The 14,272-nt window shown below is 66.5% G+C and carries 14 protein-coding genes; 5 read left to right on the forward strand and 9 right to left on the reverse strand.

Annotated features, from left to right (window positions below; genetic code table 11):
- Positions 1-90: 90 nt before the first annotated feature.
- The 4 genes from A7X65_RS30745 to mobB form a co-directional block, all read right to left on the reverse strand.
- Complete coding sequence (locus A7X65_RS30745; protein WP_063692339.1) at positions 91-1,797, reverse strand: OFA family MFS transporter; 1,707 nt, start codon at positions 1,795-1,797, stop codon at positions 91-93.
- A gap of 320 nt (positions 1,798-2,117) precedes the next feature.
- Positions 2,118-2,381 carry a sulfurtransferase TusA family protein gene (locus A7X65_RS30750; protein ID WP_063692341.1) on the reverse strand — a complete coding sequence of 88 codons (264 nt, stop codon included), beginning with the start codon at positions 2,379-2,381 and terminating at the stop codon, positions 2,118-2,120.
- 45 nt (positions 2,382-2,426) lie between these two features.
- Complete coding sequence (locus tag A7X65_RS30755) at positions 2,427-3,683, reverse strand: molybdopterin molybdotransferase MoeA (RefSeq protein ID WP_063692342.1); 1,257 nt, start codon at positions 3,681-3,683, stop codon at positions 2,427-2,429.
- 9 nt (positions 3,684-3,692) lie between these two features.
- The gene (gene mobB / locus A7X65_RS30760; protein WP_063692344.1) at positions 3,693-4,220 is read right to left on the reverse strand and encodes a molybdopterin-guanine dinucleotide biosynthesis protein B; all 528 of its coding nucleotides are present in this window, start codon (positions 4,218-4,220) and stop codon (positions 3,693-3,695) included.
- Between the two features lie 208 nt (positions 4,221-4,428).
- On the opposite strand from mobB, the gene fdhD reads away from it, so the two are divergent.
- Positions 4,429-5,319: a formate dehydrogenase accessory sulfurtransferase FdhD gene (gene fdhD / locus A7X65_RS30765; protein WP_063692346.1), complete on the forward strand. Its 891-nt coding sequence runs from the start codon at positions 4,429-4,431 to the stop codon at positions 5,317-5,319.
- A complete protein-coding gene (gene mobA / locus A7X65_RS30770) occupies positions 5,264-5,941 on the forward strand; it encodes a molybdenum cofactor guanylyltransferase MobA (RefSeq protein ID WP_186467807.1) in 678 nt (225 codons plus the stop codon). The genes fdhD and mobA overlap by 56 nt, the downstream gene beginning before the upstream one ends.
- A 7-nt stretch (positions 5,942-5,948) precedes the next feature.
- Here the strand turns inward: mobA and A7X65_RS30775 are convergent, their stop codons facing one another.
- Entirely contained in the window at positions 5,949-6,248 is a 300-nt protein-coding gene (locus A7X65_RS30775; protein WP_063692347.1) for a hypothetical protein, read from the reverse strand.
- Positions 6,249-6,358: 110 nt separating this feature from the next.
- Between A7X65_RS30775 and A7X65_RS30780 the strand changes: the two genes are divergently transcribed.
- On the forward strand, positions 6,359-6,595 hold the full coding sequence (locus A7X65_RS30780; protein ID WP_063692349.1) for a hypothetical protein: 237 nt from the start codon (positions 6,359-6,361) through the stop codon (positions 6,593-6,595).
- Here A7X65_RS30780 and A7X65_RS30785 read toward each other — a convergent pair.
- The 4 genes from A7X65_RS30785 to A7X65_RS30800 are packed head-to-tail and all read right to left on the reverse strand — an operon-like array spanning position 6,562 to position 11,699.
- Entirely contained in the window at positions 6,562-7,692 is a 1,131-nt protein-coding gene (locus A7X65_RS30785; RefSeq protein ID WP_063692630.1) for an FAD-dependent monooxygenase, read from the reverse strand. The genes A7X65_RS30780 and A7X65_RS30785 overlap by 34 nt on opposite strands.
- 49 nt (positions 7,693-7,741) lie before the next feature.
- Positions 7,742-9,691, reverse strand: coding sequence for a molybdopterin biosynthesis protein (locus A7X65_RS30790; RefSeq protein WP_063692632.1), 1,950 nt, complete (start codon positions 9,689-9,691; stop codon positions 7,742-7,744).
- Between the two features lie 13 nt (positions 9,692-9,704).
- Entirely contained in the window at positions 9,705-10,811 is a 1,107-nt protein-coding gene (locus A7X65_RS30795; RefSeq protein WP_063692351.1) for a molybdopterin-binding protein, read from the reverse strand.
- A gap of 54 nt (positions 10,812-10,865) precedes the next feature.
- The gene (locus A7X65_RS30800) at positions 10,866-11,699 is read right to left on the reverse strand and encodes an ABC transporter substrate-binding protein (RefSeq protein ID WP_063692353.1); all 834 of its coding nucleotides are present in this window, start codon (positions 11,697-11,699) and stop codon (positions 10,866-10,868) included.
- A gap of 328 nt (positions 11,700-12,027) precedes the next feature.
- On the opposite strand from A7X65_RS30800, the gene A7X65_RS30805 reads away from it, so the two are divergent.
- Positions 12,028-12,921: a substrate-binding domain-containing protein gene (locus A7X65_RS30805; protein ID WP_063692355.1), complete on the forward strand. Its 894-nt coding sequence runs from the start codon at positions 12,028-12,030 to the stop codon at positions 12,919-12,921.
- A gap of 103 nt (positions 12,922-13,024) precedes the next feature.
- A complete protein-coding gene (locus A7X65_RS30810) occupies positions 13,025-14,254 on the forward strand; it encodes an ABC transporter substrate-binding protein (protein ID WP_063692357.1) in 1,230 nt (409 codons plus the stop codon).
- The last annotated feature ends 18 nt before the right edge of the window (positions 14,255-14,272 follow it).

Consider the following 14,272-nt stretch of genomic DNA (forward strand, 5'->3'; position numbering starts at 1 on the left):
GGAGGTCCCCCTAAGTCCCATTCCAGGTGATGTCTAAAAGGCGAACGCCGCGGGACGCCGATGGGCATCCCGCAGCTGTCTCGACGGCGGTCAGAAAATCTTGACCGCGCTCTCCAGCGTCTTCCAGACACCCCAGAGCAGGGGAACGCCGACGAAGGCCCAGAACAGCGCCGCCTTGGCATCAAGCCCGCCAAAGCCGATGCCGTAGGAGCCGTGCGGCCCCGCGGCAGCCGCGCTGGCGCTGGCAGCCTGCAGCTTGGCAACGTCCGCGTCCTTCATGTGCCACTTCGCATCGACCGGCTTGATCAGGTAGTTGCAGATCAGGCCCGCGATCAGCATCGCGCAGAGAATGTACATGGTGGTGTTGTAGAGCTGGTCGCGCGGCACGCCCGCCGCGAGCTGGAACTCGCGGATGTAGTTCACCACGACAGGGCCGATGATGCCCGCGGTCGACCACGCCGTCAGCAGCCGGCCGTGGATGGCGCCGACGAACTGCGTGCCGAACATGTCGGCGAGATAGGCCGGCACGGTGGCGAAGCCGCCGCCATACATCGACAGGATGATGCCGAAGCCGAGCACGAAGAGAAACTTCGAGCCCATCGCCGCAAAGGTCGGCGCCAGCGCATAGAGCACGATGCCGAGGATGAAGAACGTGTAGTACGTGTTCTTGCGGCCGATCTTGTCCGACAGCGATGCCCAGAAGAAGCGGCCGCCGATGTTGAACAGCGACAGCAATCCGGCGAAGCCCGCAGCGATCGCTGCGATCTGCGCCTTCTGCCCGGCATCGAGCGCGTTGAAGCCGACGTCAGGCAGGCCGATCAGCTTGCCGGCAAAAATCTCCTGGAGCATGGGCGAGGCCATGCCGATCACACCGATGCCGGCCGACACGTTCAGGCACAGCACCCACCAGATCAGCCAGAACTGCGGCGTCTTGTGCGCGTCGTTGAGATGGACGTTGTTCTTCGAGATCATCGCGTTGGCCTTGGACGGTGGGGTCCAGCCCTCGGGCTGCCAGCCGGGCGGCGGCAGGCGATAGCGGAACGCACCGATCATCATGAACACGAAATAGATCACGCCCATGGCGAGGAAGGTTTGCCAGACGCCGACGTCATTGGCTGACTTGAAGCCCGCGAAACCAAGCTCGAACTGTCCGCCAAAGAAGCTAAAGAACTTGCCGCCGTTCATCAGAATATTGGCAAGCGGCGCACCGATCATGGCGCCGCCGCCGAAACCCATGATGGCCATGCCGGTCGCCATGCCGCGGCGGTCCGGAAACCACTTCACCAGCGTCGACACCGGCGAGATGTAGCCGAGACCGAGGCCGATGCCGCCGATCACGCCGGAGCCCAGCCACAACAGCCAGAGCTGATGGGTGTAGACACCGATCGCACCGAGGAAGAGGCCGCCGCACCAGCAAAGCGCGGAGACGAAGCCAGCCTTGCGCGGACCCACCCGCTCCAGCCAGCCGCCCCACACCGCAGCCGCGATGCCGAGCAGCACGAAGAACAGCGTGTACATCCAGCCCATGCTGGCGACCTTCCAGTCGCAGCTGGTCGTGAACAGCTCCTGGAACAGCGAGATGTCGCCGCAGGTCTTCGGCGCGGTCAATCCGATCGCGCGCGACAGCGGCAGCCAGAACACCGAGAAGCCGTAGGCCATGCCGATGCAGAGATGGATGCACAGCGCCGCCGGCGGCACCAGCCAGCGATTGAAGCCTGCGGTCGCGATGGTCCGCTCGCGATCCAGAAAGCCCGCGCCGGCGCCCGAAATCGTTCCAGCGCTCTCGATAGTAGACATACACTCCTCCCCTGCAGCCGCCCTTCTGAGCGGCCTGCCGCGACTATCCTGTTCCTCAGCCCGGTGTGGTGCAGCTGTTGTCCCTGCTGCTCCGCACAATCATCCGACACGCGCCAGGATCGTCACGCGCGTCCGAGTCGTTAACCCCTGAAGCGGGGATCTATGCCGATACATCGTGCAGGCTTCTGATGTGTGGCCCATTGATCCGCGTATCGCAGACAAGACTCAACCTCCGCGCCTGCACGGAGAAAGTCAATTGGGGCAGAAGCCATGCTTGATGTCGATAGACAAAAGGTAGGTATCAGCAGAGTGACCGCGCACTACGACGGCAGCGCACCATTCGTTTTCTCTATCGATACATCGGCTTTTTCTATCAAGAACACGATGCGCGTCTCGTTGCGCTCCGTGATCTCCACCGTGTCGCCCGTCTCGCGGATCAGGTTCGGAATGTCAATCACCGACAGCGGGTCGGTGCAGTGCACTTCGAGTTGATCGCCCGGCTGCAGCGGCTTCAGCGCCTTGCGGGTCTTCAGGGCAGGCAGCGGGCATTTCAGCCCGGTGAGATCGAGCGTCGTTCTGGTCATGGGCGCAACATGGCGGGGCGATGTGGCGGCGTCAACGCAACCGCCCTAGAGCAGACCGGCATAGGGCAGGAAACCTACGCCCTGCCCCGGCTCGACGCGCGTGATATCCTCACCGAGCTCGATGAGGCCGTCGGTCTCGACCAGTGACGACAACAAGCCTGCTCCTTCGCGCGGGAACTTGACGGCCTCCAGCGCGCCGTCCTCCCTGCGCCGCAGCGAGGCACGCACATATTCGCGGCGGCCGATCTTCTTCTTGTAGGTGAATGCCGCGCGAACCGGGATCGGCAGCAGCGGTTCCGGCAGACCGCCGGCGAGCGCCAGCACGGTCGGCCGCACCACGTGGACGAAGGTGACGAAGCTCGCGACCGGATTGCCGGGCAATCCGATCAGCGGCGTGCCGTCGATGATGCCCATCGCCACGGGCCGTCCGGGCTTGATCGCCATTCGCCACAGCACGAGCGAGCCGATGCTCTCGACCGCCGCCTTGACGTGATCCTCTTCGCCGGTCGAGACGCCGCCGGTGGTGAGAATCAGATCGTGCGCGCCCGCGACCTGCTTCAGGCCATTCGCCAGCGAGGAGCGTTCGTCGCGCAGGATGCCGAGGTCGCTGACCTCGCAGCCGAGCCGGCGAAGCATCGCCATCAGCATGAAACGGTTGGAATCGAACAGCTGCGAGGCCGCGCGCGACCCGCCCGGCGAAGCCAGCTCGTCGCCGGTCGAGAACACCGCGACGCGAATTCGCCTGACCACGTCGAGATGCGTCAGACCAAACGCCGCCGCCAGCGCGACATGCTGCGGCCGCAAGCGCTGGCCGGCGCGCAGCGCCACCTGCCCCTGCGGAATGTCCTCGCCTGCGGGGCGGACATTGGAGCCCGGCTTCAGTCCCGGCGGCAGCACGATGCGGCCGGACTCATCGATGCGGACATCCTCCTGCATGAAGACGGTCTCGGCATCGGGGGGCATCGGCGCGCCCGTGAAGATGCGCGCGGTGTGGCCGGGCCTGATCGGGGCCTGCACAAGACCGCCGGCCTGGATACGGCCGTCGAGCGGGAACGCCTGCTCTGCGGTTTGCGGAATATCCGCGTTGCGCACGGCGTAGCCGTCGACGGCGGAGTTCGTGAAGGGCGGCAGCGGCAGCGGCGCGGCAATATCGTGCGCCAGCACGCGGCCGTCCGCATCGACTAAGCTCACCGTTTCGAGATCGGCAATCGCATTGACGCGCGTGGTGATCAGGCCAACGGCCTCGTCGACCGACATCATCGGTCCCCCGAAGGCAAAACAATCGTCCGACAGTTGCGCCATGGTGCCTCGTCAGCGCATCGCGGCGCTCTTTGCCACCGCTTCCTCGACCGGCATCGCCGCACGCAGCATCAGCGCCGCGGCAGCCTCGATATCATCGAGATGGACAGTCGGCAGGCGCGTGTCAATCGCGATATCGGTCGCAATCCCGGCAATTCCGGGATCGTCCGGAAACAGCAGCGGCTTGCCGTTGGCCGCGCGATGCACCTCGATCTTGCGATGCGGCTCGCGCTTGAAGCCCTCGACCACGACGAGATCGACCGCCGAGAGCTTGCTCAATAGTTCCGGCAGCCGCGGCTCCGCGGCGCCGCGCAGTTCATGCATCAAGGCCCATCGGTTCGACGAGGCCACCAGCACCTCGGCCGCGCCGGCCTCGCGATGGCGCCAGGAATCCTTGCCGGGCACGTCGACGTCGAACTGGTGATGCGCGTGCTTGATGACGGAGACACGCAGGCCCTGCGCGTTGAAATGCGGGATCAGCCGCGTCAACAGCGTGGTCTTGCCCGCACCGCTCCAGCCTGCAAGGCCGATGACTTTCATAACCGTTCGATCTCCGCCAACGGCTCCCTAGCCGATGGAACCTCCGGCCTCTCCCCGTCATTGCGAGCGTAGCGAAGCAATCCAGACGGTCTCCGCGGAAAGATTCCGGATTGCTTCGCTGCGCTCGCAATGACGAGCGGAGGCATTTTGCCTATTCCCCAGCATGCTTATATCGGCTTGACCCGAATGTCATGCTAACGTCGCCGCCATGATGAAGATCGACAAAGCCCCGGTGCCCCTGATCGTCCCCAATCCGGACGACCCGCGCCTGACCCAGAGCGTGACCGGGACCGACCAGACCGGCGCCCGGGTCGAGATCAAGGTGCCGATGGAGCGGCCGTTGACGCTCTACCTGAACGCCCAGGAGATCGTCACCATGATGACGATCGGCGATTACCCCGAATATCTGGCGCTCGGCTACCTGCTGAACCAGAACATGCTGAAATATAGTGACGTGGTCACCGAGGTCGAATACGACGACGACCTTCAGGTGGTCGTCGTGCGCACCGAGCACCACACCAATTTCGAAGCCAAGCTGAAGAAGCGCACGCAGACTTCGGGCTGCGCGCAGGGCACCGCCTTCGGCGATCTGCTGGAAGCGGTCGAGAGCGTCGCGCTACCGAAGGCCGAGCTGCGCACCTCCTGGCTCTACCAGATGACGCAGACCATCAACACCATGCCCTCGCTGTATCTCGAGGCCGGCGCGATCCATGGCTGCGTGCTGTGTAGGGAGGGCGAGCCGCTCTGCTACACCGAGGACGTCGGCCGCCACAACGCGGTCGACAAGATCGCGGGCTGGATGTACCGCCACGGCGTCGATGCCTCGGACAAAATCCTCTACACCACGGGACGCCTCACCTCGGAGATGGTGATCAAGACCGTTCGCATGGGCATTCCGATCCTGGTGTCCCGCTCCGGCTTCACCGCCTGGGGCGTCGATCTCGCAAGGCAGGTCGGCCTGACCCTGGTCGGCCGGACCCGCGGCAAGCGCTTCATCGTGCTCGCCGGCGAGGAACGGATCGTCTACGACCAGAACCTCGCCTATGTCGAAGAAGAGTCGGCAAGGCACAAGCGCAAGGGTGAAGGTGGTGACGACTGAGATTCCCGCGACGCAGGGCGTGCTGCTCGCCGGCGGCCTCGCACGTCGCATGGGCGGTGGCGACAAGCCGATGCGCACCATCGGCGGTCGTACCATCCTCGAGCGCGTGATCGCGCGGCTCACTCCCCAATGCAGCGGACTGATCCTCAATGCGAATGGCGATCCCACACGCTTCGCCGCGTTCGACCTGCAGGTCATCGCAGACGATGTCCCCAACTTTCCCGGCCCGCTCGCCGGCATTTTGGCCGCGCTCGACTGGACCGCGGCGAACCGGCCTGAGATCGAATGGGTGCTCAGCGCCGCCGGCGATTGCCCGTTCCTGCCGCGCGATCTCGTCGCGCGCCTGCATGAGGCACGGGCACGGGAGAACGCGCAGCTCGCGGTTGCTGCATCCGGCGACCAATCCCATCCGGTGATCGGCCTGTGGCGCGTCGCCCTGCGCGATGAGCTGCGCCATGCGCTCGTGGTCGAGGACCTCCGCAAGATCGACCGGTGGACCGCACGCTATCCGCTCGCGACGGTGACCTGGCCGACCGAGCCGCTCGATCCGTTTTTCAACGCCAACACGGTCGAGGACATCGCCGAGGCGGAACGGCTCGCGGCGCTCGACGACGCGGCGTGATCTCGCCTTACGATTTTGGAAACTCGTTGAGGAGCTGCATCCAGATGATCGCGAAGGCGATCAGGCCGCACAGCCCGACGGCCGTGGTGAAACGCGGCAGGCGCCCGATGGCCACCAGCAGCCAGGCCGGCAGGAAGAACAATCCGAAGACCATGCCGAGCGGGAATACCGCGAGCCACTGAAAGCCGGTGCCGTCGCCGGGCGGGACATGGGCGATGAAATAGAAGGTGTAGAGCCAGAACAGCGTCCCGGCGCCTGCGACCAGCGCGGCGATCTTGCGAAAATTGAGGGGTATCGACACGGTCATGGCCTGGCTCACAGGCCTTGGTCGCGGCGGCAGACTTTGCGGTTCACGCGGCATCGAACCGTATCCGGGCAGGCCACGACCAATGAGAGGGACATTGCCGCGGACGAACCATGGCCGACTCTCTCCTGAACGCCGTCTTCGCAGTCGTCGATTTCGTGGTCGAGATGTCGGCCGCGATCGACAACACGAAACGGCTGAGCCGGCAGGCCACCGGAAGCGACAAGATCGTCGAGGTGCCAGAGGACCCGAAGCCGCTGCCGCCTGCCGCGCAGCGTGCGCTCGCCGAGGCGGAAGAACGCGAACGCCTGCGCGATCAGGCCGCCAGCGGCACCGACCAGGCGTCGTAGCCGTAGACCCAGCTCGTATCGGTCCGCTCCTTCAGCCAGATATTGGCGCGCGAGGTCTCCTGCACCCGCGTGGTCCGCCCTTTCCGTGTCGCCTCGAAACGGCGGAATGCATCCGCGACGCCATCGCGGTCAGCACCGTCGAGGCAGCGCGACAGCACGGCGGCATCCTCGATCGCCATAGCCGCACCCTGCGCCATGTAGGGCGTCATGGGATGGCAGGCATCGCCGAGCAGCGTCACCTTGCCGACCGCCCAGCGATCGAGCGCCTCGCGATCCATGATCGCCCATTTGTGCACGTCGGGACATGCCGCGAGCACTTTTCCGACCTGAGGATGGAAACCTTCGAACGACGCACGGAGGTCGCGCACGTCACCCTTCGCCGACCATGACTCGACGCGGAAGTCCGGCTCGGGCTGGCTGGTGACGAGATAGACCTCGCTGCGATCCGGCTTGACGTAATAGATCACGATGTGGCGGTCCTCGCCCCACCATTTGGTGCAGTCGTCGATCTCCTCCCCGCCGAGCAGGGCGGCCGGATAAGTGGTGCGATAGGCGATGCGGCCGGTGAACCTCGCCGGCGCGGTGTCGAACAGGATGTCGCGCACCGTCGAATGCACGCCATCCGCGCCGACCACCGCATCGGCAACGGCGCTGGTGCCGTCGGCGAATGTCAGCCGGACGCCATCGCCGGTCTCGTCGAGACCAACCAGCTTGTGATTCAGCTTCACGACATCGGCAGGAACGACGCTCGCCAGCGCCGCGTGCAGATCGCCGCGATGGGCGAGCAGGTAGGGCGCGCCGAACTTCTCTTCCGCGCTCTCGCCGAAAATCATGTCGAACTTGATGTCGCCGCTCTCCCAGTCGCGATTGTTCCAGGAGCGCGGGTAGAACGCGTGCTCGCGCATCCGCGCCTCCAGCCCGAGCGCGCGCAGCACCTTCATGGCGTTGCAGCCGATCTGGATCCCGGCGCCGATGCGGGCGAACTTGGAGGCTTGCTCGTAGACCGTGACGTCGACGCCCACGCGTCTCAGCGCCGCGGCGGTCGCAAGCCCGCCCATGCCGGCACCGACGATCGCAACCGAAAGCGGCCTTGCCATCGCGTCCCCCACCCTGTCGCGCGGCTTGAGCGCCGCGTCGTCGTCTACTCTAGGCAGGCCGGAAGCCTGCTCGCTGCAGCGCCGCGCGCGCCGCGTCCGAGCCGAGCGCATCGAGAAACGCCTGCACCGCCGGACGGTTCTTGCGCGCCGTCACCAGCGCGAAATCATAATGCTCCTCGGCGAGCGGAATGAAACCGAGTCCGGTTGCATGGGCGACCGGCGCAATGGTCATGCCCCAATCGGCGCGGTGCTGTGCGACGGCAGCGGCGACGGCGTTGTGCGAGCGCGGCTGGTTCCAGTAGCCTTCCGGGCGCACTCCGCCCAGCAGCCGGTCGATCAGGATGCGCGTGCCGGCGCCCTGGTTGCGGTTGACCATGATGCAGGCGGCATCGGCGAGTGCGGCGGCGACCGCATCCTTCGCGCTCAGGCCCTCGAAACGCGTGTCGCCCTTGCGGAAGACGATGCCCTGCATCCGCCGCCAACCGGGGACGAGCTCGAGGCCTTCGACGAGATAGGGCGTGTTGTAGGTTTCGCTCTTGTCGTCGAACAGATGGATCGGCGCGAGATCGCATTCGCCGCGCTTGGCCGCCGCGAGTCCGCCGAGGCTGCCGACCGCGATCGAGCGCACCATCAGGCCGGCATGCGCAAGCTGCGCCGTGACGAGGTCGAGGCCGGTGCAATGGCTGCCGACGATGACGAGATCGGGCACCCGCACATGCGGCGTGAACAGCGTCACCTCGGTCTCGGTGCCCGCCGGCATCTGGTCGGCGAGCGCGTCGATGCGCAGGAAGCCGTCGGCCTGCGCGAACGAGGTGATCGCACCGGAGCCTTTGCCGGAGGGATAGGCGATCAGGCCATTGCTGCCCTCGACCAGCGAGACCATGACGAATTCGGTGCGGCCAAGTTCGGAGGCGATGCGCACCGGCACGGTTGCGGTCACCTTGGCGTCGGAGCGCGGCGGCATGCCGGCCATCCGGCGCAGCACCGGCACGATCATGTCGTGGAAGGTGAACATCGCCGAGGTCGGAAAGCCCGGCAGGATCACCACCGGCTTGCCGTCGCAGACTGCAAGACACAGCGGCTTGCCGGGCTTGAGCGCAACGCCATGGGCGATGATGCCGGGCTGGCCGAGCCGGCCGATGATGCGGTGAGACAGATCACCCGCGCCTTTCGAGGTGCCGCCGGAGAGCACCAGCATGTCGGCGTCAGCCAGCGCGCTGCGCATGGCGGCTTCGAGCCTGGCCTCATCGTCGGGAATAGCGCCGAGAAAGATCGCCTCGCCGCCATTCTCGTCGATCGCGGCCGCGACGATCGCGCCGTTGGTGTCGTAGATCTCCGCGGGCGCGAGGCTTTCGCCGGGCTGCACCAGTTCGTCACCGGTCGAGATCACGGCAACCCGCGGCTTTCGCGCGACCGTCACCTCGGCGATGCCGCAGGCCGCCAGCATGCCGATCTCGCGCGAGCCGATGATCGTGCCGGCGCGCAGCAGCGCCTCGCCGCGCGCGATGTCGGAGCCGGCATAGGACACGAACTGTCCGGGCGAGACGGCGCGTCGGACGTCGATCGCATCTAGGCCGGCCGGCTGGGTGTGCTCGACCATGACGACGGCATCGGCGCCGCGCGGCACCGGGCCGCCGGTCGCGATCGGCGTGGCTGTGCCGCCGGCGACCTGCATCCTCGGCGCGGTGCCGCAGTGGATGGTCTCGTCATTCAACACCAGCCGAACCGGCGCGCCCTCACCCGCAGCGGCGAGGTCCGCCGAGCGGACGGCAAAGCCGTCGACATTGGAGCGGTCGAACGGCGGCACATCGATCGGCGCGGTGACATCTTCCGCCAGCGCCGTGCCGAGCGCATCGCCGAGCTTGCGTAGCTCGCTCGGGATCGCGCGCGGGAACAATGCAGCCTCAAAGCGCGCCAGCGCATCCTCGCGTGAGAGGATCTTGAGGAACTGCTCCTGTTCGAGCGCGCTGCGGTCTGGCGGTTTTGGGATCATGGTCATGCCGGAACCCATATCACTCCCACATCAGATAAGCATCGACCGGCGCGCCCGCCGCAAAACCCTCGTGGCTGGCGGGAATAATCAGCCATGCATCGGCACGGGCGATGGCCTGGAACGGCCACTCCCCCACCGCAAGCGGCATCCAGGCGCGCTGTTCCTCAGCGAGCAGCACGATCTCGGCGATACCGACGCTGGACGCAATTTTTCGCGCCAGCGGCAGGCTGATTTGCCGGCGCGGCCGCCGTGCCGACAGACGGTCGATGAGCGGAAGCACGAGCGCGAGCCAGCCCGCGAGCGCATGATCCGGCGAGCCGGGCAACGCGACGGCGGGAACCTTGCCGAGCCGCCCGACCGCAGCGGTGCGGCCGGGCTGAAGCGCGATACCATGGGCGAGCACCTCGCCGCGCCGAGCCAGTGCAGTCACCGCCGCATCCTGACGGCCAAGCCCGCTGCCGCCGACAATCACCAGCAGGTCGCAAGCGGACGCCTCGAGCACGGCGGCGATCGATGCTTCATCGCGCGCGGCCGCCTCGAACGTCTGCACATCAAGTCCCCCTGCACGCGCGATGCCGGCGATCATTTGCGCCGCCGTCGTCGCGCCCGGCACGTTGACGATCCGCAGCCGCGGCCGACGCACGCTCAGCCGGTCCATCGCTGCGGCGCCCGCGAGCAACAGGGCGGCCGCACCGACCGGATATCCTTCCGCACGATCTGTCGCGCCCGCGGCGATGTCGCCTCCGGCGCGCCGGACACCCTGCCCCGGCACGGCCTCGGCAAGCACCTGCACCAGCGGCCCCGATGCCTCCACGGCGTCGGCATCGAGCACACAGTCGCATCCCCCAGGCATCGCATCGCCGGCATCGACCCAGACCGGGGCTATTGCAAGAGGGAGCGGCGCATAGGCGGAGGCGCCGACGAGATCGCTGGCGCGCAGCGCCCAGCCATCCGCGGCAGCGATGTCGTGAGGCGGATATGCCGCCACCTGCGGCGAGCCTGCAGCGACGCAGCCAATCGCTTCCGCCGGCGGCAACGCAACCGGCGCAACGGGATCGACGCCACGCAGCAACGCGGCGAGTGCGGTGTCGAGCGGCGTCAGCGATGGCGGCAGGCGCTGGGTCATGCGCCATGATGGATCACGCATCGCCCGGTTTGGCAACCGCTGCAGGCGCGGATGTCAGCCGGCCGACTTGTCCGCATTCGGGAAGAACAGCTGCTGCCCGTCGACCTTGTAGCCGGCAATCGCAGCCTGCCCCTCCGGCGAGATCAGCCAGTCGACGAAGGTCTGCCCGAGCTCCTTCTTCACGTTCGGAAACTTCTCGGGGTTCATCAGCATCACGCCGTACTGGTTGAGCAGCCGCTTGTCGCCTTCGACGACGATGTCGAGATCGCCGCGATCGCGGAAGGCGATCCAGCTGCCGCGGTCCGAGAGCACGTAGGCGTTCGCCGTGCGCGCGGCCTCGAGCGCCGCGTCCATGCCCTGCTTGGCCTCGCGATACCAGGCGCCCTTGGCGCTCGCGATGTCGATGCCGGCGACGATCCAGAGCGCGAGCTCCGCGGCGTGCGTGCCGGAGCGATCGCCGCGCGTCACGAACGGCGCGCCCTTGGCCTCGATCGCCTTGAGCGCGGTCGCGATGTCCTTGCCCTTCACGCCGGCCGGATCGCTCTTCGGTCCGATCAGCACATAGTCGTTGTACATCACGTCGAAGCGCTTCACGGCAAAGCCGTCGGCGACGAACTTCTCCTCCTGCGGCCGCGCATGCGTCAGCACGACGTCCGCCTCGCCCTTGCGTGCACCGTCGAGCACCTCGTCGGCGCGCCGCGCGATGACCTTCACGTCGATGCCGGTCTTGTCGCGGAAGATCGGCAGCAGATGATCGAGCAGGCCGGACTCCTGCGTCGATGTCGTCGTGGCCAGCACGATCGCGCGATCGTCCGCAGACGACGCCTCAGGCCCAAAGGCAAGGCCGCAGAGAAGCGCGAATGCAACGAACAGGCGGCGAGCGGCCATGAGCTGGTTCCCTTCGATATGACGCGATCATGATGACCGATTGCGCCGCCCTCGTGACGCCATCGCGCTACCGTCCGGGATATTTCGGCAACGCACGACGCGGCGTGGCGACTGCAAGACCGCCGATCGCATGCGCGTTCGCGACAGCCGCAAGGTCCACGCCATTCGCGCGCGCGAGGATCGTTCACCAAAGCGGAAATCGCGTGCGCGGATGTGTTGCAAAGCAACGAGATGATCGGGCATGGTTCCGGCGGACATAAAATGAAATGCAGAATTCCACCTGCGACGAACGTCCAAAAAGAAGCAAGAATTTGCATAGGAATGCAGGATGGAATTCCTGACGACCAGCGAAGCCGCTGACTATCTCCGACTTGGCGAACGCAAGCTCTACGAACTCGTCACCACCGGTGCGATCCCCTGCAGCAAGGTGACCGGTAAGTGGCTCTTCCCTCGCCATGAGCTCGACCTCTGGGTCCTGTCGGGCCTCGCGCGTCCCGCGGGCATGCTGACCACGGAGCCGCCGCCCGTCGTGGGCGGCAGCCAGGACGAACTGCTGGATTGGAGCCTGCGCGAATCCGGCTCCGGCTTGGGATCGATGAGCGAGGGCAGCGCGCGCGGGCTCGAACGGCTGCAGCGCGACGAAGTGATGGCGGTGGCCGTGCACTTCCACAGCCTGGATGCCGCCGGCAACCTTGTCGCCGACGCCAGTGTGACGGCGCTGCGGGACGCTCCGGACCTGCATGACGCGCTGCTGGTCGCCTTCGTGCGCCGCGAGCAGGGCCTCGTGCTTCCGCCGGGCAATCCGAAACGGCTGCGCGGCCTCGCCGACGTGCTCGCGGTCGGCGCCCGGATGGCGATGCGACAACAAGGCACAGGCGCGCAGATGCTGCTCGACGCGCTGCTCAAGCGCGCGGACGCGACGGTGCGGGATTTGCGCCGGGTGGAGACGCCGGCCCTCACCGGGCCGGATCTCGCCGAGATGGTCCGCGCCGGTCAGGCCGATTGCGGGGTGGCGACGCGCGCTGCGGCGCGCTCGGCCGGCCTCGATTTCGTGCCGCTGGTCTGGGAGAATTTTGATCTCGCAATGCGGCAGCGCAGCTATTTCCGCCCTGCCATGCAGGCGTTGATACGGTTCCTGAGCGAACGGCGGCTGCGCCAGCGCGCCGAGGAGCTGACCGGCTACGATCCCTCCCCCGCCGGGCAGGTCCGCTTCGCGGCCTGACATTGACGCCCGCCCCAAAATAGTTGCAAAAGAAACCAATTCAGCCGGGCCGTACCCGGCGAAGGCAACACCGGCCAACGCGCCGGGTCAGGGGAGGACAAGCGTGAAGCCAACGAGATTTGGACTGCCGGTCGCGGCCGCCATTGCAGCGATGCCCTTGGCGGCGACCCTGCTACCGGGTGCCGCCATGGCGCAGGTGTCCGACGACGTCGTCAAGATCGGCGTGCTCACCGACATGAACGGTCCCGCCTCGGCGCCGACCGGCCAGGGCTCGGTGACCGCGGCGCAGATGGCGATCGACGATTTCGGCGGCAAGGTGCTCGGCAAGCCGATCAGCATCATCGTCGGCGACCACCAGCTCAAGGCCGACATCGGCGCCTCGCTGGCGCGGCGCTGGTACGACGTCGACCAGGTCGATCTCATCGTCGACGTGCCGGTCTCCGCCGTTGGCCTCGCGGTGCAGAACATCGCCAACGAGAAGAAGCGGCTGTTCATCACCCACTCCACGGGCACCGCGGATTTCCACGGCAAGTTCTGCTCGCCTTACGCGATGCAGTGGGTGTTCGACACCCGCGCGCTCGCGGTCGGCACCGCCGATGCGGTGGTCAAGCGCGGCGGCGACAGCTGGTTCTTCATCACCGACGACTACGCCTTCGGCCACTCGCTCGAACGCGATGCCTCCAGCGTCATCACCGCCAATGGCGGCAAGGTGCTGGGCTCGGTGAGGCCGCCGCTGGCAACGCCCGATCTCTCCTCCTTCGTGCTGCAGGCGCAGGCCTCGAAGGCCAAGATCATCGGCATTGCCGCCGGTCCCCCCAACAACATGAACGAGATCAAGACCGGCTCGGAGTTCGGCGTGTTCAAGGGCGGCCAGCAGATGGCGGCGCTGCTGGCGCTGATCACCGACATCCACGGCCTCGGCCTGCAGGCAGCCCAAGGCCTGCTGCTGACGACCTCGTTCTACTGGGACATGGACGACAAGACGCGCGAATGGTCGAAGCGCTACTTCGCCAAGATGAACAAGATGCCGTCGATGTGGCAGGCCGGCGTCTATTCCAGCGTCATCCACTATCTCAACGCCATCAAGGAAGCCGGTACCGACGATCCGCTCAAGGTCGCCGCGAAGATGCGCGAGAAGCCGGTCGAGGATTTCTTCGCCCGCAACGGCAAACTGCGCGAAGACAATCTGATGGTGCACGACCTCTGGCTGGTGCAGGTGAAGACGCCGGAGGAGAGCAAGTACCCGTGGGACTATTACAAGATCCTCACGACGATCTCGGGCGACAAGGCGTTCGGCCCGCCGGACCCGGCGTGCGCGATGGTGAAGAAGTGACGGTGTCGCACAGCTAGC

The organism is Bradyrhizobium stylosanthis, from assembly GCF_001641335.1.
In the GTDB taxonomy this organism is placed as follows: domain Bacteria; phylum Pseudomonadota; class Alphaproteobacteria; order Rhizobiales; family Xanthobacteraceae; genus Bradyrhizobium; species Bradyrhizobium stylosanthis.